Source organism: Shewanella sp. SM68 (genome assembly GCF_025653925.1).
Taxonomy (GTDB): Bacteria; Pseudomonadota; Gammaproteobacteria; order Enterobacterales; family Shewanellaceae; genus Shewanella; species Shewanella oncorhynchi.
Genome location: NZ_JAKKRU010000010.1, coordinates 116,652 through 141,700, shown reverse-complemented (window position 1 = coordinate 141,700; position 25,049 = coordinate 116,652). Strand labels below are relative to the sequence as shown.

Annotated in this window: 18 protein-coding genes and 1 riboswitch; of the genes, 8 read left to right on the top strand and 10 right to left on the bottom strand. The window is 45.2% G+C overall.

All coding sequences use genetic code 11. The annotated features are described in order from the left end of the window. Nucleotides 1-83: 83 nt before the first annotated feature. Nucleotides 84-554: an FKBP-type peptidyl-prolyl cis-trans isomerase gene (locus tag L5M40_RS16455; protein ID WP_028761331.1), complete on the top strand. Its 471-nt coding sequence runs from the start codon at nt 84-86 to the stop codon at nt 552-554. Between the two features lie 132 nt (nt 555-686). On the opposite strand, the gene L5M40_RS16450 is transcribed toward L5M40_RS16455, so the two are convergent. Beyond that, nucleotides 687-3,293 carry a glycosyl hydrolase family 18 protein gene (locus tag L5M40_RS16450; RefSeq protein WP_263177031.1) on the bottom strand — a complete coding sequence of 869 codons (2,607 nt, stop codon included), beginning with the start codon at nt 3,291-3,293 and terminating at the stop codon, nt 687-689. Between the two features lie 113 nt (nt 3,294-3,406). Then, nucleotides 3,407-3,495: riboswitch (cyclic di-GMP riboswitch) on the bottom strand. A 349-nt stretch (nt 3,496-3,844) separates the two neighbouring features. Next, the gene (locus tag L5M40_RS16445; RefSeq protein WP_028761333.1) at nt 3,845-4,630 is read right to left on the bottom strand and encodes an ROK family protein; all 786 of its coding nucleotides are present in this window, start codon (nt 4,628-4,630) and stop codon (nt 3,845-3,847) included. Between the two features lie 393 nt (nt 4,631-5,023). On the opposite strand from L5M40_RS16445, the gene L5M40_RS16440 reads away from it, so the two are divergent. Continuing rightward, on the top strand, nt 5,024-6,811 hold the full coding sequence (locus L5M40_RS16440) for an aminopeptidase P family protein (RefSeq protein WP_263177030.1): 1,788 nt from the start codon (nt 5,024-5,026) through the stop codon (nt 6,809-6,811). Nucleotides 6,812-6,984: 173 nt separating this feature from the next. Here the strand turns inward: L5M40_RS16440 and L5M40_RS16435 are convergent, their stop codons facing one another. Next, nucleotides 6,985-8,250 carry an HD-GYP domain-containing protein gene (locus tag L5M40_RS16435; protein WP_263177029.1) on the bottom strand — a complete coding sequence of 422 codons (1,266 nt, stop codon included), beginning with the start codon at nt 8,248-8,250 and terminating at the stop codon, nt 6,985-6,987. Nucleotides 8,251-8,781: 531 nt separating this feature from the next. On the opposite strand from L5M40_RS16435, the gene L5M40_RS16430 reads away from it, so the two are divergent. Beyond that, on the top strand, nt 8,782-10,350 hold the full coding sequence (locus L5M40_RS16430) for a methyl-accepting chemotaxis protein (protein WP_212600787.1): 1,569 nt from the start codon (nt 8,782-8,784) through the stop codon (nt 10,348-10,350). Nucleotides 10,351-10,711: 361 nt separating this feature from the next. Beyond that, nucleotides 10,712-12,013 (top strand): DEAD/DEAH box helicase, encoded by a 1,302-nt coding sequence (locus tag L5M40_RS16425; protein WP_028761337.1) that lies wholly within the window; start codon nt 10,712-10,714, stop codon nt 12,011-12,013. 117 nt (nt 12,014-12,130) lie between these two features. Here the strand turns inward: L5M40_RS16425 and L5M40_RS16420 are convergent, their stop codons facing one another. After that, a complete protein-coding gene (locus tag L5M40_RS16420) occupies nt 12,131-13,021 on the bottom strand; it encodes a hypothetical protein (RefSeq protein WP_263256946.1) in 891 nt (296 codons plus the stop codon). Nucleotides 13,022-13,075: 54 nt separating this feature from the next. Then, nucleotides 13,076-13,480: an ankyrin repeat domain-containing protein gene (locus L5M40_RS16415; protein WP_263256944.1), complete on the bottom strand. Its 405-nt coding sequence runs from the start codon at nt 13,478-13,480 to the stop codon at nt 13,076-13,078. Nucleotides 13,481-13,702: 222 nt separating this feature from the next. Here L5M40_RS16415 and L5M40_RS16410 point away from each other — a divergent pair, with 222 nt between their 5' ends. The 3 genes from L5M40_RS16410 (at nt 13,703) to L5M40_RS16400 (ending at nt 15,989) form a co-directional block, all read left to right on the top strand. Then, nucleotides 13,703-14,356, top strand: coding sequence for a peroxiredoxin-like family protein (locus L5M40_RS16410; RefSeq protein ID WP_263256943.1), 654 nt, complete (start codon nt 13,703-13,705; stop codon nt 14,354-14,356). A gap of 99 nt (nt 14,357-14,455) precedes the next feature. Beyond that, on the top strand, nt 14,456-15,091 hold the full coding sequence (locus tag L5M40_RS16405) for a DUF2913 family protein (protein WP_263214437.1): 636 nt from the start codon (nt 14,456-14,458) through the stop codon (nt 15,089-15,091). Nucleotides 15,092-15,236: 145 nt separating this feature from the next. Continuing rightward, entirely contained in the window at nt 15,237-15,989 is a 753-nt protein-coding gene (locus tag L5M40_RS16400; RefSeq protein WP_028761342.1) for a substrate-binding periplasmic protein, read from the top strand. Between the two features lie 80 nt (nt 15,990-16,069). Here the strand turns inward: L5M40_RS16400 and L5M40_RS16395 are convergent, their stop codons facing one another. From L5M40_RS16395 to L5M40_RS16385, 3 genes are read right to left on the bottom strand one after another with little or no spacing between them, the layout of a single operon-like run. Further along, nucleotides 16,070-16,591, bottom strand: coding sequence for a hypothetical protein (locus tag L5M40_RS16395; protein ID WP_028761343.1), 522 nt, complete (start codon nt 16,589-16,591; stop codon nt 16,070-16,072). An 18-nt stretch (nt 16,592-16,609) separates the two neighbouring features. Then, on the bottom strand, nt 16,610-18,733 hold the full coding sequence (locus L5M40_RS16390) for an aldehyde ferredoxin oxidoreductase (RefSeq protein WP_263148864.1): 2,124 nt from the start codon (nt 18,731-18,733) through the stop codon (nt 16,610-16,612). Between the two features lie 16 nt (nt 18,734-18,749). Beyond that, complete coding sequence (locus L5M40_RS16385) at nt 18,750-19,394, bottom strand: 4Fe-4S dicluster domain-containing protein (RefSeq protein WP_105251824.1); 645 nt, start codon at nt 19,392-19,394, stop codon at nt 18,750-18,752. A gap of 355 nt (nt 19,395-19,749) precedes the next feature. On the opposite strand from L5M40_RS16385, the gene L5M40_RS16380 reads away from it, so the two are divergent. Then, nucleotides 19,750-22,119, top strand: coding sequence for an OmcA/MtrC family decaheme c-type cytochrome (locus tag L5M40_RS16380; RefSeq protein ID WP_263256941.1), 2,370 nt, complete (start codon nt 19,750-19,752; stop codon nt 22,117-22,119). 159 nt (nt 22,120-22,278) lie between these two features. Here the strand turns inward: L5M40_RS16380 and L5M40_RS16375 are convergent, their stop codons facing one another. Together L5M40_RS16375 and L5M40_RS16370 are read right to left on the bottom strand one after the other, a co-directional pair. Beyond that, nucleotides 22,279-24,057, bottom strand: coding sequence for a flotillin family protein (locus tag L5M40_RS16375; RefSeq protein ID WP_263256940.1), 1,779 nt, complete (start codon nt 24,055-24,057; stop codon nt 22,279-22,281). Between the two features lie 36 nt (nt 24,058-24,093). Further along, nucleotides 24,094-24,729 carry a YqiJ family protein gene (locus L5M40_RS16370; RefSeq protein ID WP_263256939.1) on the bottom strand — a complete coding sequence of 212 codons (636 nt, stop codon included), beginning with the start codon at nt 24,727-24,729 and terminating at the stop codon, nt 24,094-24,096. Nucleotides 24,730-25,049: the final 320 nt, after the last annotated feature.

The window sequence follows — 25,049 nt, the reverse complement described above, 5'->3', positions numbered from 1 at the left end:
AGCTCAACGCACACGCGAGTGCCGATAGCATCTGATGCTAAAAAACTGATAATATGGCAAAAATTAACTAAGGTGCTCTTTATATGAAAATGTTACTTGCCGTTGTGGTGATTGCTGGGGTGATTTTTTACTTCTTTACCTCGATGAACGGCCAAAAAGCCGCCCAAGAAAATATCCGTTTAGGCAATGAGTTTTTAACACAAAACAAAACCAAAGAAGGTGTGATCACCACAGCTTCAGGTTTGCAATATCAAGTATTAACTCAGGGCGATGGCACAGTTCATCCTAAAGCCAGCGATACAGTGACAGTCCATTATCATGGCACTTTGATTGACGGTACTGTGTTTGACAGTTCGGTTGATCGCGGCGAACCCATCGCATTTCCGCTTAATCGGGTGATTAAAGGTTGGACTGAGGGCGTACAGCTTATGGTTGTTGGCGATAAAATGCGGTTTTTTATTCCCAGTGAACTCGCCTACGGTAACCGTAGCACGGGCAAGATTGGTGGTGGTTCTGTGTTAATTTTTGATGTGGAACTGCTTAAGATTGATTAAATCAGTCTTCAATGAGTCTGTCTTAACGCATTCGGCTGTATTCATAAAAAAACCTAACGCTTAATAAAGAAAAAAGCCCTGAATCTTCGCAGGGCTTTATTTTTTAACCAATAATATCAAAATTTTGGATAATTACTGGCAGGTTGCCGCGCCAATATCAACCCATACTGCTGCAACACCCGGTACATCACCTTTAGTCCAGTAACTCGCCTTCCAAACACGACCGTTATAGCGAGTAGTTTGACCGCCGTTATACACCACACCCGCATCCCAACCGAGATCAACTTGGCTGAGTAGCTGCCATTGGTCTGCGGTGCGAGATGGCGTATTGCCCTGAGTCCAATACTTTGCTTTCCATACCAACTGACTATGACTCACAGTATTACCCGTGTTGTATACCACACTGGTTTGCCAAGCAGGATAGTTACCGGCATTGGGATCGGTTGCATCGCACCCACCACCAACCACTTTTGGCGTCACAGTCAGATTAGTCGATGCGCTTGCATCTAAGGCACCATCGGAAACCAACACGCTCAAACCATAGAGGGTCGCTTCGGTAACATTGGGGCCAGTAACCACTAACGTGGCACTATTTTGCCCGGTTGCCGACACGCCTGCGGGCACAGTCCAAGCGTAGGTTAAGGCATCACCATCTGCATCGGAGGCACTCGCTACTATACTGACGGTTTTACCCGCTTCAACTGTCGCAGTCGGAGCCAGAGTCACTACAGGTGCTTGGTTCGGTGTATCTGCCTTATTGGTTACTGTCACTGAATCTGTGGCAGATAACCCTTCAGGATCGGTGACTTTAAGGCTAAAACCATAGACGACATCGGCAGATGTTGCACCCAATTGAATCGCCGCATTCGCCATATCCGCGTTTGCGATGGTAATAGTTGGGCCAGACACTTGCGTCCAAAGATACGTCAGCGCGTTATTCTCAGGATCGCGCGAACCGCTACCATTGAGCGTCACATCGGCGGGACCGGTGACATTCACATCCGCGCCAGCATTGGCAATGGGCGCTTTATTCACTGGCGGAGTGGTGCCTTCACCATGACCTAAACCTTCGTGCATGGCATTCAGAATGTCACCATTATCGGCATCAAGTTCCCACGCAAAAAGCCCACCAAGTTGATTAGAAAGCACATATTGCCCCTTGGCTTTAACTGAACGAGCATCATCGAAAGTGATTAAATCGCCAGTAGATGCCTTGAACAAAGATGGCGCCTCAGCTGTTTCGTCGTAACTGTAAGTCCAACCACTTCCCATATAGTCGTTCGCTATCTGACGATAATCCACCACACCAGCTTCCCAAGTACCTTTCACTTTGCCCGTTGCCGTCCCCGTGAAAGGATTATTACCACTGTAGCCATTAACACCTGTCCAGCCGCGGCCATACATAGCGGCACCGACCACAATTTTCCCTGGGGTCACACCTTGGCCTAACAGCGCATTAACGCCATTAGCTGTGGTGTAACGGGTATTGGGATCCCAACTCGCTTCATACAGATTGGTTTGATGGCCGAGTTCAGTATTAGTCCAACCACCATTAAAGTCGTAACTCATCAAGAAGATGTAATCCATGTACTGCTGAGCAGCCTGATAATCGACTTTTTGAATTTTATCGTCACCAGCGCTAATGGCTGAGGTCAGCTCATAGGTACGACCCGTTTCGGCGCTTAGTTCATCAAGCATCGCCCGCAGTTCACGCATCAGAGTCACATAGGTTTCACCGTCATTGGCATTACCTAAATTTGGGTTAGCGCCATTCCCCCCTGGAAATTCCCAGTCGATATCAACGCCATCGAAGAATTTCCATGTCTGTAGAAACTCTTTCACCGAAGCGACAAAGATATCGCGCTTGGCTTTATCACCGAAGAAAAAGAAGGGATCCGAGAGGGTCCAACCACCGACCGAAGGTAAAATCTTCAAATCTGGATGTGCTTGCTTAAGTGCCATCAATTGACCGAAGTTACCTTTGTAAGGATCTGAATGCTCACTCACTCCCGCCTGCGGTATTTGAATCGCCGCCCAAGGATCGTGAATCGCAACTTTAAAATCACCACGACCACTACAAGCACGTTGCAACGCTTCGAAACTGCCTTCGATTTCTTTCAAGCTATCATTGATGCCATTACCACCACAAATTGGGGTAAAGCCATATAAAATATGGGTTAAGTTTTGCGCAGGTATCTTATCGACCGGGAATTTACGACCGTATACGCCCCATTCGACAAAGTAACCTCCCACCACTTTGCCTGATTTATTAGCATAGGGACGGTTGTTTTCTTTTAGGGGAGCATTGAGTGGCACTAAATGGCTGCCGTCAGTATCAGCCACGAGGATTTGTTTAGCATCACTCGCCGTACAACCATCGCTGTTACACAGTTGTACTTGCATCTGATAACGGCCGCCCTTGTTCACCTTAAAGTTAGCGATTCCCGACGCGCCAGATGGGCCTTCCCAAACCACATTGCCGTTGAGCAACACTTGGGCTTTATTGCCCACATCGCCACTCCAAAGGTTCCAACTGACGGAGACATCGGCGGCATCTTTCACCGTAACTAATTGATTGTAAGCGGTAGCCGCTTGATTCACTTCAATAATAGCGAACTTAGTTTCGCCCCAACCTAAAGTCGGTTTACCGGGCGCCGCTGCATCAGCGCTGGCACTGATGGTAGATGCCAGCGCTGATGCCACTAGCAAGGCTGATGTTGAAATTTGAGTCTTGAACATGAGATATCCCTATTGAATTTTTATATGAATCAATAAGGCAAACAAAGCGTAGACAGGAAACAGCACTCTCTTAAAACCATGCAAAACGACTGACAACTGCACGAAGAAAAACCTGTGGTATCCCCGCTATCATAGGTACAGACGAACCCTTAGACCGGAGGCTTTGCGTCCCAGTTTTTCAACTGGTTTGCCTTTTACACACAATGACAACGTTGTCATTGCAAATATCAGCATAAGCGTAAGCGCAATAAAATTGCAACAAAATATTATCAACTGTGTTATTGGCTAAAATCGTAAATAGAACTAGGCATCTGATAAGAAAGGAATTATGCAAATTAAACTATCGCTAATATTTACTTTGGGTAATGAGGATCATCTGAATACTTTAAGAATAAAAAAACAGGACTCGATATGCCAAAGGCATCATAAGTCCTGCTTTATATTTCACAATTTACGTCGCTTATGCAGCTAAACCTCAATCACTAAACATTCATGGCGCAAACCATTGTCGAGCAACATGATGATCCTTATGCGCGGGGCATTTATGATCCTTATGCACGAGGATAGTCCCTTGCGAGCATCACAGATAAACCGCGGCAAACCAAGGTTTCCATATCATCGACACGATTGATTTTCATCTCAGCTAAGGGCGCGCTCAATGCCATTTGCTTTAAGCTTTCGAGGCAGCCTTTGTAGTAAGGAGCGCTATTCATCATACCGCCAGCAAGCCAAATTCGATTGGGATTAAATAAATTAACCGCCCACGCTAATCCCATGCCGAGATAACTGCCCGCGCGATATAAATCATCCTGAGTGGAGATTTTGCGGCTGCGCACTGAATCGCCACTGGCCAGTTGCTCTAAACTAAACTCACCAGATTCTGTCATCACGCGACAAGGCCCCAACTCCCCCGCCACGCCCGTCGCTCCCGTAAAGACTTGTCCATTAAAGGCAATAGACATACCGATCCCAGTGCCGCACATGACCAATAACTCACAGGCATATTTCGCATCACAAGTCGCTTGCATACCCGCATCGATATCGTTGCAGATAAACTTAAGCTCACCCTGGGTTTTGACTGTATCGAAGCTCAATCCATTGAGTCCAGGTAAAGATTTACAAGAAACCAAACGATTATTTTGTACCAGTCCAGGTACGGCAATCGCTAGTTGGTAATGCTGTAAATCATAATCACGTTCAAACGCCGCAATTTGATTATTTAACTCTTCAATTTTAAAACCTTCACCTGTGGGGATTTTATATTGTTCTGTATGTCCCGCGAGCTGAAGTTCGAACAGGGCTTTGGTACCGCCCACATCTATTGTTAGTATTTGCATCGCTTACTCCACTGATACATGTGCCCCACTCTGACCCCGAGTAGAGATGGCAAATGTTAGCATAGGGTCCAAATGTTAGCGATTGAATAAAACTTAAGTTGCTAATTTTTAAGGAACAAGTCCTAATTAAAACATGACCAACCTTTTATTTAATTCACTTTTCATGCTCAAAATCACATAAATAAATTAACAACAAACTCCATAACCTCGAGCGTCTTACCTGCACAAATTCACGATTGTATACAAAATCCTTTATTCGCTACCCTTGCATCTAGCGCGCTAGACTTGCGATAATCCAAGCCGGTTAAAACTCAAATCAACATAAACCTACTCATCCTTAGGCGATCTTCGCCTACCGACTCGCATAGCATGCCAGTCTCTATTGGAGCCCTTATGTCACAATCAATCGCTAACCGTCTCGGTGCTATTCGTAACGAATTAACATCTGCTAATCTCGATGCTTTTATTATTCCCCGTGCCGACGAATATCTGGGCGAATATGTGCCAGCACATAACGAACGTTTGTACTGGGCAACCAACTTTACCGGTTCGGCGGGTATGGCTATCGTATTGAAAGATAAAGCCGCAATATTTACCGATGGCCGCTATACGGTTCAAGTTCGTTTACAAGTCGATGCCACACTTTTCAGTTATGAAAGCCTAACCGATACACCACAAATTGAGTGGTTATGTGACACGCTACCAGCAGGGTCTCGCGTTGGTTTCGATGCGCGCTTACACACCTTAGCTTGGTATGAAAATGCCAAAGCAACCTTAAATAAATCCCAAATCGAATTAGTTGCAGTTGAACAAAACCCTATCGATTTGCATTGGCAGAATCGGCCAGCACAGTCGAACGCGCCTATCACTTTGTTTAGCAACGAGAGTGCTGGTAAAACCAGCCTGCAAAAACGCATTGAAATTGGTGCATTAGTAAAAAAAGCCGGTGGTGATGTCGCCTTAATCGCCGCCTTAGATTCTTTCTGCTGGCTACTCAATATTCGCGGCAATGATGTACCACGCCTGCCCGTTGTACTCGGCAGTGCCCTGCTCCACGCCAATGGCGATATGCAGCTTTTCACCGATTTAAGCAAACTCCCAGAGGGCATTGAGGAGCATGTTGGTGCTGGCGTAAGCTTTAAGGACGAGGCATCTCTTGCCGATACACTCGCCAGCATGCAGGATGTAAAACTACTTGCCGATCCGAATTCTGCAAACGCTTGGGCACAAAACATTGCCCGTGAGGCAGGAGCAAAATTAATTGCTGGAATCGATCCTGTCGCTTTACCTAAAGCGCAGAAAAACGCCGCAGAACTGGCCGGCATGCGTGCCTGTCATATCCGCGATGGCGTCGCAGTGAGTCGATTCCTTGCATGGCTCGATGCCGAAGTGGCAGCCAATCGTATGCACGATGAAGGCACCCTTGCGGATAAATTGGAAAGCTTTCGCCTAGAAGATGAGCGTTACCGCGAGCCAAGTTTCGACACGATTTCAGCTGCCGGTCCTAATGCCGCTATGTGCCATTACAATCACAACAATGGCACACCAGCCATGATGACAATGGACAGCATCTACTTAGTGGATTCTGGCGCTCAGTATATTGATGGCACGACAGATGTGACCCGTACCATTGCGATAGGTGAAGTGACCGATGAGCATAAAAAAATGGTTACGCTGGTGCTAAAAGGTCATATTGCCCTCGACCAAGCTCGCTTCCCGAAAGGCACCTCAGGCCAGCAGCTCGATGCATTCGCCCGCCAATATTTATGGCAACATGGTTTTGATTACGATCACGGTACAGGCCATGGTGTGGGTCATTTTTTAAGTGTGCACGAAGGTCCGCAGCGCATAGGTAAAAATGTCAACGGTATCGCATTGATGCCCGGCATGGTGCTTTCCAACGAGCCGGGTTACTACCGCGCCGACGATTTCGGTATTCGCCTAGAAAACCTCGTCGTCGTTCAGCACTGTGAAGCACTTAAAGGGGCTGAGCGTGAAATGTATGAGTTCGATGCACTGACGATGATCCCTATGGATGCGCGCCTTATTGATAAGAGCCTGTTAACGCAAGCGGAAATAGACTGGTTTAATGCTTATCATCAGCAAGTCTTCAATACACTTTCTCCGTTAATGTCGGGTGATGAACTGGCTTGGTTAACTCAAGTGACTAAAGCAATTTAGCACTCCGCTGATAAGTAGCGATTTAAGTCGTTATATTAGTCACTTAGACACTATAAAATAGAACGCCCAAGGCAATTAGCATTGGGCGTTTTTTTAGCGCTATCTGTGTGTTTTAAAACCCACGCCTTATTTCAAAACCATGATTTCAAAACACGATTTAAAAACATGAGTCGCTAAACCATAGTAGGTTGTGCCATCGGCTGATAAGCATCATCCAGCGATGCTTTAGACAACACTTCAAAGTCCTGATGAATTTCAATAAAACAATCGACTAATTCAGGGTCGAAATGCTGACCTTTGCCTTCAATAATTAAGTCGATAGCCTCTTGGTGGCTAAAGGGCCGCTTATAACATCGGGGAGAAGTCAGCGCGTCATAAACATCAACTAGGGCCACTATCCTCGCCGAAAGTGGAATATCTTCACCTTTCAAACCAAGGGGATAACCACTACCATCCCACTTTTCATGGTGACCCGAGGCAATATCGCGACCCATCTGAATAAAAGTACATTGGGGCGCATATTCCAACAAACTGCGTAGCACTTGTCCCCCGATCACAGGATGAGCTTTAATTTGCTCAAACTCCTGCGGCGTTAATTTACCCGGTTTAAGCAAAATCGCATCGGCAATACCGACTTTACCTATATCGTGCAAAATGGCCGACAAACTAATGTCTTGAATATAATCTTCGTTCAATTCTGCAGGAGGATTGGCGGCCAGTAGTCGCTGCGACGCAAGCATTTTCGAATACTGCCGCATACGTAGCAAATGCGCGCCCGTTTCGTTATCTCTGTATTCGGCGAGTTTAGCTAAGCCTAATACGGTAGCTTGGCGTGATGCTAAGGTTGAATCGAGTGCGTCAGCCAACTTACCTAATAAATAAGTGATGGTTAACGTCAACATAGCATTGGTCACGATAAAATTGACCACGACAACGGCCCAAATACCGACACTATAACCTTGGGTTTCAGGCCAATTGAGCCAATTAAAATGATAGGCAAAACCAATCAATACCAAACTTAGCCCATTCAAACACTGGGCATATAAGCTGGCTCGATTGCCTAAAAAAATACCGACTAACGGCGGGAAAATAAATAACCAGAAAAAACCAGCTCCCGAAGGGCCAATCGCAATTAAAAAACCGATGCCGATAGCAAAACCCAGCAAGCAGCCACAGCCAAAACGCGTACTATCAGCAAGCTTAGGAAAATACAGTAAAAGCAGTAAAAACAGATAAGCCAGCGTATCAAATACCACCATAAACCAGAGATCAGCGATGATGCATAAATACACACTAGTGATATATACAGGCACGCAGAGAATCGCTAGAAAGCCAAATAAACGTTCAAAGATCAAACGTCGCCAATGTGGCAGTGCCGCCGCTGTTCCCAAGGACGCTGTGGCTAATTTAGTTACACCACGCCTAAGTGATATCGCCATGGGAAGTTCCTCTTATGTAGCATTCCCGCTGTGAGCTAATGAAGTAGAAGAGCAAAATCAAGATACACCGCTGAAGCAAGGAGAAATAAGCCATCTTTTGTTGCCCATTAAAGAATAGACTAAGGCCAATAAGGCGCTCCATGAATACTGCGATATCAAGCCGAATCAACGACATTAGTCCAATATCATCGAACATAATTTATATTTAAGATGAATGACAAATACCCACTCAAGACATAAAAGAATAACCCTATACAAAATACTAGAATTAACGATTTAACAGGATAAACGCTCGTTTAACATCATATTCTCACTACTTAAAAACTTTATATATTGCAATAGCTTATAAATACGACGAACGATTGATTTTCACTAGTCAGCCATGAGAAACCGCTCTCCTATACCCACACAAAAATGATACTCTTATCACATAACAAGCTTACTCCGATGAGAGTCAGCACAAGAAAATTCGCGCCTAACACCGCGCCCTGAACCCTAATGAACCACATCGGCCCTGAATGGACACACTAAATGAGCCAGAGTAACGCCTCAGCAAATAAAATAGTTAATACACAGAGATCAGATCAAGAAATCCGCCTAACACCACAAGATGAACTCATTTCCACCACTGATACTCGCGGTATCATCACTTACGTTAACGCCCGTTTTGCCGAAGTCTCAGGCTATAGCGATCAAGAATTAATTGGCAGTGCCCACAATATGGTGCGCCATCCAGATATGCCGAGTGCCGCCTTTAAGGAAATGTGGGGAAAACTTAAGTCAGGCCAATCTTGGCGCGGCATAGTCAAGAACCGCTGTAAAAATGGTGGCTTCTATTGGGTCGATGCCTTTGTGTCTCCCTTGTTTGAAAACGGCATTATTGTCGGTTACCAATCGGTGCGCATTCAGCCTCAAGTCGCCTACGTCACGAAAGCTAATGAGATTTACCAAAGACTCAAATTAGACAAATCCATTCCTAAACCCTTAAGTTTAATGCAAAAACGTATCGTATCTGCGGTTGTCGCCTCCACAGGTTTACTGATCGCTGGCTACTTTTGGGGCTGGGGCGTGATTATCGCAGGGGCGATTCTGATGAGTTTAAACCTCGCCATTTTCTACGATGAGGCTTTTCGTATTCCCGCTAAACTGATTGAAATGCAAACCAAATATGACTCTATCAGTCGTTACATTTACTCGGGTGCAGATACCTCTTCTATTCTCGATTTCCAGCTCATCATGCTACAGGCCAAAATGAATGGCGTACTTGGGCGCACCCAAGATCAAGCCAATCAATTACATGCAATTGCCGATCAATTAGTGGTTGCGACCGAGCAAACCTATGTCAGCCTAGATCAGGAGAAAAGTCAGCTAGAACAGCTCTCTGGCGCGATGGAAGAAATGAGTTCAACCATCACAGAAGTGGCGCAGAATACCCATCTCACCTCTACCAGCATCAATACCGCCTATGATCTCTGCCTTAAAAGCAGTGCCAACATGAAGGCCAACACTCAAAAAATGGAGCAACTGGCAAAGTCTGTTGCCGATGCCACCAACAATGCCCATCAATTAAATAAAGAAGCCGAGCAAGTCGCTAATGCGATGGGCGAAATTGACTCTATTGCCGAGCAAACTAATCTCCTCGCCCTCAATGCCGCGATTGAAGCTGCCCGTGCGGGTGAACAAGGCCGTGGGTTTGCCGTGGTCGCCGATGAAGTACGCGCCCTATCGAGCAGAACCCAGCTATCAACCAACAGTATTTCTAAGAGTGTCGATAAGATGTTCACTATGCTCAACGCATGGGCCAAAGAAATGGAACAAAGCCGTCAACATGCGGAGCGTTGTGCCAGCGATATTCAACTGTCCGCCGACAATGTAAACACCATTTACCAAGAAGTGAGTGATATCCACACCTTTGCCCAACAAAATGCAGTGGCAGCCGATCAACAGCGTCAAGTGGTCAATGAGATCGCCAGTAATATTCACTCCATCACCCATGCCAGCGCCGAGAACTTAGCCGCAACCCATCTGATTGGTGATGCAGCCCATCTTCTTAAACACAATGCCGAAAAAGCCCTCGGCCTGAGGCGCACCTTCGGTTAAACATAAGTACAAGATCCAAAATACCGTAGCCTAGGTTGCGGTATTTTCTAATGTAGCGAGCTTTAATCCATATTGTTGAGTCCATATTTTACTCAACCCTTGTATAGATCAATAAGACCTAGCCCACCTGAACCAGTGCCAAACCTTTTATCCCCTCCTGATGAAATGATGCAGATAAAATGCCAAAACACTAAAAAGTACAGGTTTTAACCGAAATTTTTGCTATACTCCGCGCCCGCCATTTTTCTTATAAAATCTGTGTGGAAGAATGAGCCAGCCGGTACACCTCTCTCCTTTAGACGAGTGATAAAGAGGCTAGTGGCGCTTGAATGTTTGAATAAGTGAACGATAGGAATCCAAAATGAGATTTGAATCTTTTAGTTTTTCCCCCGAGATTTTGCGCGCTATCTCAGATTGCGGTTATCAACAAATGACGCCTATTCAGCAGCAAGCGATACCTGCTATCCGCCGCGGCCAAGATGTCTTAGCCAGTGCCCAAACCGGTACAGGTAAAACCGCCGCTTTCGCGCTGCCGATCCTGCAAAAGATGGTTGAAAAGCCAAGCGAAACGCTAAAGTCGAATGCCCGCGTATTGATCCTTACGCCGACCCGTGAGCTTGCAGCTCAAGTGGCAGACAACGTTACGGCTTACTGCAAGTACTTAAACTTCAGTGTCTTAACCATTTACGGCGGCGTAAAGATCGAGACTCAAGCGCAAAAGCTGAAACGCGGCGCCGATGTGATTGTTGCCACCCCAGGTCGCTTACTTGAGCACCTTACCGCCTGTAACTTAAGCCTGTCGAACGTCGACTTTTTAGTGCTAGACGAAGCCGATCGCATGCTCGACATGGGCTTTAGCGCCGATATCCAAAAAATCCTTCAAGCGGTAAATAAGAAGCGTCAAAACCTGTTGTTCTCGGCCACTTTCTCAAGTGCCGTGAAAAAACTCGCCAACGACATGATGGTTAAACCGCAAGTGATCAGCGTTGATAAACAAAACACTACAGCCGACACCGTTAGCCAAGTGGTTTATCCGGTTGAACAACGCCGTAAACGCGAACTGCTTTCTGAGCTTATCGGCAAGAAAAACTGGCAACAGGTATTGGTATTTACTGCGACCCGTGAAGCCGCCGATACGCTAGTCAAAGAATTAAACTTAGATGGTATCCCATCTGAAGTGGTCCACGGTGAAAAAGGCCAAGGCAGTCGTCGCCGCGCCCTGCGTGAGTTTGTGGCGGGTGATGTGCGCGTACTGGTTGCCACCGAAGTCGCCGCCCGTGGTCTTGATATCCCAAGCCTTGAATACGTAGTCAACTATGACTTACCTTTCCTCGCAGAAGATTATGTACACCGTATCGGTCGTACAGGCCGTGCAGGAAAAACAGGCGTAGCCATTTCATTTGTGAGCCGCGAAGAAGAGCGCACGTTAGCCGATATCGAAAAATTGATTGGCCAACAGATTCGCCGCGTCACTGTGCCAGGTTATGAAGTTGGCAGCCGCGAATTGCTATTAAAGCAATTACAAACCCGCCGCAGTTTTGCCAAAAAGCAACAAAGAACCGACAACGTCGGCGCTCAAGTTGCTGCTGAGAAAAACATGCAGGGCCGCCGCGTAAAAATGAAGGTGGGTCAAGCACCGAGCAAGGCAAAAAAACTTAAGTAATTATCCGTTGATTGATATTATCAGTGTTTGTCAATATTGATAAAACAGCGATTTTAAAGCGTCCATAACCGGACGCTTTTTTATACTCACTCAATAATAACCTTGGTAACCTTTATCTCACCGTATTATGTTACCCAATAACGCTTGAAGCCTTGTTTCATTTATACTATTTTCGCCTCGCCACCCCGCGAGAGGAAGCATAATATCCGATCGAGTACTTCCAGGGTATTTCACACTACAGATATCGGTAAAATGGGTGAATCCATCATATAAAGGTTTTACATACGGATTTGGCATAATTCCCAATTCAGCCAATACCATTAATTGTCCGCGAAAACTATATTTCTCATAGTTAGGAATAATTTTAGCTTTCTTGATGCGCTGTTCTAATTTTCCGGGTGTTTCATCTTGAGGAGCTTGACGGATCATATCGATTAACGATGTCAATATACTGATATCCTCTGGTGTAGGAGTACAAGGGGGAATGGCAGTAAACTCCTCTAATTCAACAAGATTACCACACCACCTTTCGTTCCATACACTTCCGGCATAGCAACTGAATATTTTATGTCCTTTTTCTATCCAAACATTTCTTCTTATAGAGCAAACGGGACAAACATCCCCTTCGCTAACTATTTTATGTTCGGGAACTGCTTGAGCGAACAAATAACTTAATATGGGTTGTCTTCCTCTTGGAAAACTTGAAAAGCCACATATATATGCCGAAATCAAATTCTCAATCGATAAGTGAGGATGCTCAAGCAACGTTTTATAAGCGTTAATACATTCATCATGACTATATTTGATTATCTGATTAACAGGATAACCACTCTGTTCAATTGTTAGTATTTCTGCATTAGATAAACCGTCATTAGAATAGTGTGTAGTCCCAGACTCGCAATCAAACTGATCTCCATTATCTATTCTTTGCATATATCCATTTTCGTCTTTGATATAAGACTTTTTAAAATAGATTTTCTTTAATATTTTAAATAATCCCTTATCCATTTACAGCTCCCGTGATTGAATATTGAAGTACAATACAATTTATCGATGACCACGTTAAACGCCACCATAGCGCTCCAAATACTTCACCATTTTTTGACTCGTGGCGGTATAACTCCCCATATGAAACTCGCCATGCCAATGGGCCAGTTCAACAGGAAGGTGACCTAAGTTATTGGCATGGTTGACATCGGCCCCAGCTTCAACCAATAAGATGAGAATATCGAGTAATTGCAGTTGGCAGCAATGCAATAATGCCGTCATATTTTGTGAGTCGACATATTCGACATCAACACCCTGTTTGATCAACTGTTTTACGGTGATGATATCTTGTTTTACCACTGCATCAATTAAGGCTTGCCCCATCAACTTGTCACTCGTTTTAACCACTCCAACACTACGCTGTAATCGCGATAAAATCCAAATGGTTACCGTTATAAATACCTCACCAACCAATCCCATCGGTATCACATTGGTGCAATCATCTGCATTGGCTTGTAAGAATGTTCGGCAATTACCGCTCTTTTAATGCTCATACCCGTTTAGTGCTAACTCGAACCACTCTTAAGCAAGTTAGACATAACAAATATAGATTTGCGCAATATCTCTTTGTCTAAAACGAGGGAAATATTAACAACAACGACTTAAAAAACGAAGAAAACAAAACCAAATTAAGGACTTTATATGCAAACCGCTTCGATGTTACACAGGTTTTACTGCACAATCATCTTACTACTAACAAGTCTAACGGCTATGGCACAACCCATTGCTAAGGATGAATTTTCCATCAGTCCGCTACTTAATGGTCAGCAAATCCCTAAGGTAAACTTGCAAGATATCAATGACAAAACGGTCGATTTAGCAGAATTAACCCAGAAAAAACCAACCATTATCTTCTTTTACCGTGGTGGCTGGTGCCCATTTTGTAATAATCAAATGGGACAACTAAAAGCCATTGAACCTAAGTTATTAAAAATGGGCTTTCAGTTAGTGGGGATTTCACCCGATACGCCTGCTCAACTTAAGGCTTCGGCGGCAAAAAATGAACTTAAATATCTGCTGCTTTCCGATGAAAAAATGCTGGCATCCCAAGCCTTTGGTTTAGCTTTTTACACTAGCGAAAAAGTGACTGAAACCTATACCGCACGCCTTAAGCTCGAGAATCCTTTATGGATCACCCCTGAAGGTGCCAAACGTTTAGTCTTACCTGTACCCGCCATTTATATCAGCGACGACAAGGGATTGATTCATTTTCAATATATCAACCCAAACTACAAAGTGAGGCCCGCGCCAAAGCTGATTTTAACCGCCGCGAGTTTGGTGGGATCGCAAGAATAAATATCGGTTTAACGACCGCTTTGCTAAACTAGCTCCGCCGCAATCAATATCGTCCAAGTTCAAATAGATAACATCACTTCAGCCCGCGGCGGAGTCATAATGAATTCTCAAACCTATAACCAAGCTGTGCTCGAACTCGCCCTTGCGGGTCTTGCCGATTTAACCGCTTCAGCACAGACCAAGAAAGCCCAGCGCACCTCTGCGCAGGAAAGTCATTTTTTGTGTAATTGGATGGTCGAGTCCTTAAAGGAAAAACGCTTTTCTAAATTGGTAGCCGACGATCTCACGGCTTGGATACGTTTGGCTCGCAGCCAAGGTGCGGGCGCCGAACTCAAGCGTTTACTAGAAAGGATAGTGTATCAATATCAATCAGTTGAAACATCGGAGCCCGCTTTAGGTACGGCATTAAATGCCATGATTGAGACCTTAAAACAAGCCGATTGGTTAGTCTTTACTGACACTGAAATCAGTGCCAAGCTGAAACTCGATGGTGATGGTCAATCTAGCTTAGTGATTGATGCCAAAGAATTTAATCAACATATTAAAGACAATCAGCTGATCAAGCCAATCAACTTATATGTCCGCGCCGATGAACAGACACTAACGCATATCGCCCTGTCCCATGGGTTATTGCTCAGCCAAGGCAACAAGAAAACCAGTTTGATTAAGCACCATAAAACCTATCAAATTTTCCCTAAAAATCAGCAACCCGCCCTGTGTCAGCTATTGGCTTAAGGTGTAATAGCGAAAAGCAGAAAATAGCTTGAATATGGCGGATGTGACTGATTGTGATCCAATAAACAATTCATTCACACAGTTTAGGTAGAATGGCCATCGGATAGGCCTTGGCTAAAGCAGAGATAACAAGGATAAAAGCAATATGGTTAAGCGATGTTTGCAGTATAAACACTTAGTTCGATTTGCCTTGTTCACCCTTTGCTTGACTCAACAGCATGCCTTTGCGGAACAGCTCAAATACAATATCACTGGCTCCTATTCTTGGTATCCGTATTTTATCGGTGATCAAGCCGAGGCGCCGGGGATGATCACTGAGCTTATTCCGATGATTTTATCTATGGCTGAAATCAAAGGTGAAATCCTAGCCCTGCCGCCAAAGCGCACCAATAATGCGCTAGAAACCGGTCAACTCGACTTTGATATCGTCAGCCCTAGTTGGTTTGAAAAGCAGGATTTAGGGCCGCTGTTTGTCAAATCGGCCCCCATAATGCAAATCACTGAATATGTGGTCACATTGCCAGAGAATGTCAGTAAATATACAGATATCAGCCAGATAAAAGGCCAAGAAATAGGTACAGTGCGCGGTTATTTATATCACGACGATAAAGATTTTATCCGCGCAGACTTTACCTCAGAGCAGGAGCTGATCAAAGCCTTAGATAAACACAGAGTCAATGCCGTTATTGCTGGTAATTACCCGGCGTTGTATTGGTCGACTCAGTTGCGGATCCCTGTCGCACTAGCGGCAGTGCATTCTGATGGTGACTTAGTGTTTAGGTTGCGAAAAGAACATGCCGATTTGCTTCCTGCCATCAATCAAGCCATAGCGACACTGAAGGCCAATGGTAAAATTGACGAAATCATCAAAAAGTACACTCAAACGCTGGCAAGCTAATCTCACGCTAGCTATATGAGATATTTGCGATAAAAAAGCGCCCGAAGGCGCTTAATCAATATCAATGAGGTCGCAGAATCTCAGTTTGACCATTCACAAGGATCATAATTAGCGAGTACGGCCGCATAACTGTGACTCAATCCCAGAGTCGAGTAGTAATAACCTTTCCCCTGATTGTCCACTGCATAATGGATATCCTCGGCCCCAAGCTGTTGCGGCAATTGCTCACGCACATTGGCTAATGTAGGCTCATCATAAAGATAGGGGGCAAACGTCAGTACACTCTCCAGATAGACCTCAGTATGGCGGCAGCTATTGCGACGGATCTGGGCAATAATGGCCTCAAACGCTTCACCCCGCTCCAATGCTAACCATTGCTCAGCGTAACGTTCAACTATGCTTCTGTCGGAATAGAAGAAATACCGCTTATCCGACAAACGCATCTGCACATCCTTGTAAGCCTCATTGAGGATCAGGCGAATATAACTGTTAACCGTTTGCTCGCTATCCCACTCGAGCCCTGCCACGGCGGCGATTTGCTCCGCCGTGACTAAGCGTCCGTGTTGGCTAAATACCCTGATATAACCGACAAGTTCAATCATAGTGTCCAACTATAGTGTTCAACTGGGTAACAGGCCTCGCGCCGCCAATCTATCGGCAACAAAACCTAGGCTAAACTTGTCGAGCGTGGCCCGAGTTGGCGCACCGGTTTGAATATCCCAACCAAAGGCTTCATAGAACATATCCAGCGCCGTTTGCATGTCAGCGCGGTCCATCTTGATGGTGCCCTCTTGACCGAAGTTTTTATCTGGATTCAAATCATAAACCCAGTCACTGAGCACATCATGCTCTTCGCGCATATTGCTTTCATTCATTTGCAATACGGTTAAGGCACGGTGTAAATGCAGCACTCTTTCCGCCTTAAAGTCCAATTCCGTTTCTGTGGTTTCAATCCCTGTCACTAAACTGAACATCTGCGATTCAATAGTGCTATCGCCTTCATAGTTACGATTTTTATCCGGTGATGCCAGCAGTGGGAACATCCAGTTACACAGTGTCAGAGAGTCATGTAATACGTTTTTCACCAGCGACCATTTTGCAAAACGGATCTTAGCCGCATTGATTGGGGTATACCAATTCACCTTATCAAATGCACCTTCACCCCATTTTTTCTCGGCAATCGCCACTGTCATATCGTGTGGCAAACCACTGTTAACTATGTTGATGTGGGAATGGCACTGAGCATCACGGTTAAAGACGACGTTGATTAACGTACCCACCTGACCCGCGGTTTCACTGGCATGGTGCACGGCAGCATTGGTTTTCTTGTTGAATACCTTAGTGGCACTTTCTTTGTGAATATCCCAATGACCTAACTTGGGATTGGTTCCATCTAAACCCCAGCGCTTGATCAAATCATATAAGCCGTCGGCCATATGGGAGATTTCACCTTCTTTAAACGCCACTCGGCGATAAAAATCAAGTAAGAAAGCGGGATCTTGATTATCCCAAAGCGCCCAAGGAATACTGTTAAATTCATCTTCAGGTAATAAATGCTTAAACATATCCTTTGTTTTTAGGAATTTAAATAGATGAGAAATGGAGCCATAGTTACACCAAATACCATAGTCATCGAGAATATGAGCCCCTAAAGCGCCCGCCATCGCATGTGCTTCTGTACCATTTTTGGTGCCCATTAAATACTGTGGTACGAGGAATCCCATACAGACGTTAGATATATGTTCGGTTTTACGACCGTATTTGCTTTTCAATTCAGGGACTTTTAGCTCGCAGAAGCAACGTATTGGGCATGAATGACAGCCTCCCGTACGCTTCATCCACTTATTGGCATATTCCACACCTATGTAGCTTTCTGCCATTGAAGTTCGAAACCCAATACGATTGCGTTCATTCCATGGCACTTCGCCTAAATCAATTTCTTGATCGGCAGCGCCCCACTTCAAACCGGGCCGAGATTTCCAGCGGCTGATGGGTGCTGAGTACTCAGCCCAAGATTGCGGCGTTGAAGGAACGACACCATTATTGTTGGCACCGATAATACCTAAAATATGGTCATCTAAGGCACGCATCTTTTCATTATTGGCGGCGATTTTAACGGCGCCAGTGCCAATAATGCCGATCCCTTTACAATTTTTGGACCCCATTACTGACCCATGACCACCCGCAGAGTGCCCGCCCTGAGTCATAATGACAGAGAGAGGCACTTGGTTTTCACCCGCTTGGCCAATCGCAGCGACTTGTGCATTGGGTCCCATCATTTGCGCGATCATGGCGTGGGTATCAAATATACCTTTACCCCATAGGGCATCGGCAGGTTCAATCGTGACCTTATCATCCACAATTTTAAGCCACACAGGGCTGCTCGCTTTGCCTTCTATTGCAATCGCATCGAAACCCGCAAATTTCATTGCGGGTGAAAAATGCCCACCAAAGTGACCATCGGCAATCAGATGTTTTTCAATTACGGGACTACGGGAAGTAATGGTTGTTCGTCCAGTACAAATAACGCCTGAACCCGTTAATGGTCCGGCAGAAAAGACAATAATATTATCTGGGTCGATTGCTGTAATATTATCCTTATGATCATCCCACAATATTTTATAACCAATACCCATGCCACCGATATAGTCATAATATTTATTGATTGGCTCATACCATATATGATTAGTTGTTAAATTAACTCTGAGGACTTTACCCGCCCAACCACCTATTTTATCACTCATATTATTTCTCCTGAATTTAAGAAACTAAGCCGGTATATTTTTCATATTGTTCTAATGCAGCTTCAGCCTCTTCCCAGTTATAAAATTTAATTGCACCTGTAGGACAAACTTGCGCGCAGGCAGGTTTACCGTTACATAAATCACATTTGACGGCTTTCATTTTGCTGCGAACAACTTTAATGACTTGCTGAGGACACTTATCTGCACAATAACCACATCCGACACAACGTTCTTCATCAATCACTTTGGCGCCAGTTTGTTCGTTCGTTGAAATAGCTTGCTGTGGACAAACTTCAGTGCAAACTTCGCAGTGGCGACAAGTGGAAGGAACAACGGTTTTATCGCCGCACTCTCCTCGTTGTATTTCATAGTCAAATTGCACACCATGTGGGCCATAGTTCATATTTCTTTCTACTTTAACGCGGGCAAGTGTCGGACTGCTATCCCCTTCATGGTTCCAACCACAGGCAATTTCACAGCGTCTGCAGCTAACACAAACCGTAGGGTTCACCACCATGAGTCCACCAGGCATGACTTCTACTATCTCTTGGCTATTACTGTCACTGCCACAACCGGTCAGAAAACTTATTAATGTTCCGCTATAAACTGTACCGACAGCAACGCCCATACCGCCTTTAAGCATTCCTCTTCTGGTAATCATATTTGATCCTTTATTAGTCAAAGCAATATAATTAAAATATGCATACACTTTGATTCCCGACAATTTATGCTAAAGTAATTATGTCTTTGATTTTTAACCTGCGTCACAATTACCCATATTGGGGCATTATTAGATCAAGTTACACGACATGCATCAGAGTAACGTTTTCAAGAATTAACAATTAAACATCTAGCAAATTTAAATAATGCCTCACTTCAAATTACCTTAATATAATTAACAAATAACTTTTAAATTTGGTTAATTAAGTGCAACTCGACTCATAACTAAGCTAATATCTATACCGCATACATTCCGATTAGAGTCCCGACAGAATCTAATTAAAAAGGAATGGAAAATGATGAAAACGAATACCCGTTCTCAATGGAAAATCTTTACGCCAATGGCAGTCGCAGTCTGTCTGATGACAGCCTGTTCCGATGGTGACGATGGGAAAGAAGGACCACCAGGGATTGTGAGTATCAGCATTGAACAAGCGGATACACTCAAAGCGACAATAGAAAATGTGGTTATCGATGCGCAAACCCATGTTCAGGTCGATTTCTTCCTCAGCAATGCCAATGGTATTGCGGTCACAGGACTAGAAAACCTGAAGGAGCTAGATACCTTAGGTGTCGGTATTGCCAAATTAGCACCGCCGCAGGAGCACTATCAAATCACCCAAGCCGCGGCTAATGCTATGGCAACAACTGGCGCTGAAGTCACTAACTCTGCAGCAAGCGCGACAGATGCTGCGTTGCAATGGACCAGTTACATCAATAATCAAGTAGAACCCGCCACAAATGCCCAAGCGAATGCACAGACTCAGTGGCAAGCAGGCATTGAAAGCAGCTGTAAAACGGCTTGTCTAACCTCCTTAGGCGCGGGCCAATACCGTTACACTTTGAGTAAACCACTCACGGGTTACTCCCAATTTACGGGGATAGATACCCAGTACTCGCCTGAGCTCACCCACAGGATTTATCTAGAGTTAAAACCGTTAGCAAACAGCCCAATCGACACTCAGTTGATCAACAGCGTGTACGATTTTGTGCCCGCCACAGGACAGACCGTCGCTGCGGATATGGGCCGTAAAGTGATCGCGCCGGAACAAGCCTGTTTTCGATGCCATAACCCAGACTTAGCCAATACCGATACTCGCCTTTTGATGCACGGCAATAAACGTTTTGCCTTTGAGGGCTGCGTTGTCTGTCACACGACTTACTCTGGCGATCCTGAAACGGGTAATAGCCTTGATATGGCGACATTGACACACCAGATCCACCAAGCCAAATATCAAATTGTAGGTTACAAGGGACAGCTATATGACTACGCCAATGTGACCTTTCCCGGTGATATGGCCCAATGTCAGCAATGTCATATTCCCGGCGCAACGGCGCAAAGTGGCAATAGTAATATCCCCAGTAAAACCGCTTGCCTTGACTGTCACAAAGCGCAAATTACCGCAGATTGGAATGGCACTGTAGCGGGTTTATTCCACAACAGGGAAATTTTTGCCAACCCATGGGCACTGGGTTGTAGCGGCTGCCACCCTGATAGCACTAATCCTGAAGGTGTCGGGCTTTTCCACAATGCCACCGTGAAAACAGCCACTAAGCTGGTGAGCGATTACCAAGTTAAGTTACTGAGTTCGCAGCTAAGCGTTGAAGCTAAGACCCTTGCAGTGACATTGCAAGTGCAGCAAATGGAGCAACTGCCCGCCAGTCAACCTATGATAAAATCCTTCTGGTTGATTGCCACTGGTGAAACAAATAGCGCGAACATGCCAATCAATAACGGCCAGCGTAAAGTGTGGGATTTATTAGCAAACACCAGCGACGTCGCCTTAAAAATTACCGCGCCCAATCAGCTAACCGTCACTATATCTAACCTGTCGACTGCCGATTTTGGCGATCTAAGTCAGTCAAAACTCTACAGTAAACTGGTGCTCTGTGCCGATAAAAATACCGGCTTTGCCGTTAACTGTAATATCGCAAATCAAGAGGTGAGTCTCAGTGCCATTAATTTGCTAAGCCTGCAAGGTCAAGCTGTTACAGCAAAAGCTAAGGTCGATGAACAGGCCTGTCGCCAATGTCATGATCAAGGATTAGAAGATAGAGTTCTGTCGGCGCATCAAATGAAAGGAATTTTTGAACCCAATAGCAGCTGTGGCACCTGTCATGCATCGCAAACGGCCACCGCACTAACCGATGGGCAATGTCAAAGTTGCCACAGTAATGATGCGATTATGTATCTCAATGCCAATGTGATGCATACTCCTGGGGCCAGCCAAATCAAGCCCTATCGCACCATCAACAATACTTTGAGCTACAGGGAAATGGTGCATTCACTGCATGCGGGAACCCGCACTGTAGTGGGTTTTGATAATCCACGTCCCGAACTCACTTACCCTAATGCAAAAAATAACTGTAGTGTTTGCCATAGCGCAGGACAGCTCAGTCTCGAGGGGCTAAGTGCACAGCAATCCCTGTTAGTTGCGACACCCGATGCAGCCAACATAGGGCAAATTGCCGAGTACTCACCAACCTTAGCAACCTGCACGGCTTGTCACACGCTTATCGATAGTTTAATCGTCCATGCACGTAGCTTTGGCGGGGTTTACCAAAGTGATGCCAGCGGTGGTCGAATTTACCAATCTGGACAGGAATCATGCGCAACCTGTCATGCTGAAGGTCGCTCATCGGGGGTCGACAAGGTACACAAATAAGCCGTTAGATTTGATTTAATACCCCAAAAAAAACCGCTCACCATAATGGTGAGCGGTTTTATTTCATTCGTCCTATTTATCAATCTTTTATCCGCATAAGGCTCAAAAGAGCAACGGCGAGCGCTTTACTTGATTTGACTTAGTTTAATGTCGTTGAGATTAAGGCTTGAGCACACTTTGGCTCTCTACTACCTGCGTTTGGCTATAGTCCTTAGGTCTAGAGTTCGGCAAGGTAACACCACTTAAGGCTTCGGCGGTTAAGGTGTTATTACCGTTCAATAAATCATTCAAGGTTCCAGAGTCGCCATTCACTAACCCTAACTCCCTGAGCATGGCATCGATAACAGGCGCATTGGCGCGATAGTTTAACGCTGCACTGGTCACTTGCTCTGCGATGCCACCTTGATGGTGAGCACCTTCGCCACCCGCAGCAAATTGATGACCTGCACCATAACCTTGAAGAATCTTAATACCTTCGATATTTTCTAACGGCTTAACCGCTTGAGCCACGATTTCAGGCAAGGCCTTCAAAATGGCGAGGGATTTTTGCAGGGCGATCTGCTCATCACTCAAGACGTTTTCTGCTTCATAAAGTGCTTGTTTACCTGCAGCTTCAACGGCATAGACTTTTTCATCCGCTTCAGCCTGCAGTTTTTTCGCATCGGCACTGGCGCGCGCTTCAATCAGAATCGCACTCGATCTGTCTTCAGCGGCACGTTTCTCAGCTTCGGCCTGCACTGTTACGCCGACAGCATCACGCTCAGCTTCCTTACGAGCATCAATCACTTCAATCTCTTTGCGACGATTAGCTTCTGCCACTTGGCGCGCTGTGATTACCGCTTCTTCTTTTTCAACTTTCAGTTTTTCGGCTTCAGCTGCACGAGCACGGGCAGCTGATTCTTCTTCAGATTTGGCCGCAACCGCAATGCGTTTTTCCTGCTCAGAAACTTCAATATCCCTTTGCTGTTGAATGCGCGATTGCTCAATCGACTTATACTTTTCAATCTCCCGGGTTTCGATATCTTTGGTCTTTTCGATTTCAGCGGTTTCAATGGCGCGCTCTTTGGCAATCTCGGCTTCGCGTTCTTCACGGGCCTTGTTTTCTTTCTGCTTAATAATCTCCGCTTTTTGATCGGCGCGTTTAAATTCTAACGACTGTTGCTGGATCAGGCGCGCTTCTTCTTCCGACTTTTCAATCTCTAAGGATTCCTTTTCAGCTTCGAGGTTACGCTGCTCGATCTTAATGCGGTTTTCCTGCTGAATATCGTTGGTTTCTTTGCGTTTCTCTTCGATAATCTTCGCCAGACGCGCACGACCTTCGGCGTCAAATGCGTTGTTTTCATTAAAAAACTGCAAATCAGTTTGATCGAAACCCGTTAATGAAACCGATTCGAGTTCGAGACCGTTTTTCTCCAGATCGTTGGCGACGTTATTTTGCACCCGTTGCACAAAATCGGCACGCTGCTCATGCATTTCTGTCATGGTCATTTCGGCGGCCACGGCACGCAGCACGTCAACAAACTTAGACTCCATCAGCTTTTTAAGCTCTTCAACGCGGTTTGTACGCGTGCCTAAGGTTTGCGCTGCCATTGAAATACCATCGGAATGTGGGGCGACACGCAAGTAGAAATCGGCCTTCACATCGACACGCATTCTGTCCTTAGTGATTAGCGCATCTTTCTGGGTTTTCTCCACTTCGATACGCAGAGTGTTCATGTTTACCGAGATGGTTTCATGTAATACAGGCAACACAATAGCGCCGCCATCTTTAATGATTTTCTCACCACCAAAGCCGGTACGCACAAAGGCCATTTCTTTGGTTGCACGTTTATATAGCTTGGCGAAAATTAACCCGATCACAATGAGGCCGAGTAGCACCATACCCGCAACGAACAAAATAAAACTACCGGATGAACCTACGTTTGTTAACACATCCATTTGATTTCCTTTCAATTGATTTATGGCTTGGGAAGATTAATTATCAAAACGCGTAGCAGACCAGACTCGGCCTTCTCGCTTAAGCAGCACGACTTGAGTGCCTGAGGCAAACTCGATATCCGAAGTTTCGGGCTCGACTAAAACATAATGTTTTTGTTGATGTTTATCGCGAACGACGGCTTCAGAGGGCATGCCTTTAATTGCGCAACCTAAGGTGATAGTGCCGACATAGCCGCTAAGATCATCTAGCGAGATCGCACTCGATTCATTTTTAGGCAAATGATCTGCAAGCACTCGACCAAAATAACGGCAAGAAAATGCACTAGCGACAATAGCAATGGGTAAAGTGAACAGTTGCGGCAGTAAAAAACCGGCAAGACTAACACTAATAAAATTGACGATATAACCCGCAATCGCAAAACTGGTCAGCGCAAGCACAAACCAAATAAGTAATGGGAGTCTATTTAGACACAGCCAACCGGCAATGCCCGTGAGTCCACCCGCGCCCACATCAGCATCATATTCCACATCAGCAGGCACCCATTGGTCTAACGCACTTAACATGCTTAAACCTATGAATAATGCGAAGACTTCAAACACACCAAGGGCCAGTACGCAGGCAAAAGCTATGGTGTAAGGTAAATTAGGCTGTTCAACTAAAAACGCCAACATAATCATCTCCTTGAACAATACAGCATTCCATTTATTTCACTGTAATTATCGACTTAACCATCACAGAATAGCAAGGCAAGCACAATTTCCAAACTAAAAATTGTCCCTAAAACAGATTTTGACTATCGCTCTGCTGCGCCAAAATCGCGTGACCATCTTCGCTATTAGTACCCTATCGAAAACCACTTTAACACTACAACTCCCTTTTTAACTTAGCGCTAGCGCTGCAAATAGCCGCAATCGCCATATATGGCGTGGATGCCATTTATTCAGGAGCAATAAATGGCCTTGCCTCAAGTGCGTTACTATAGCGTTAATAT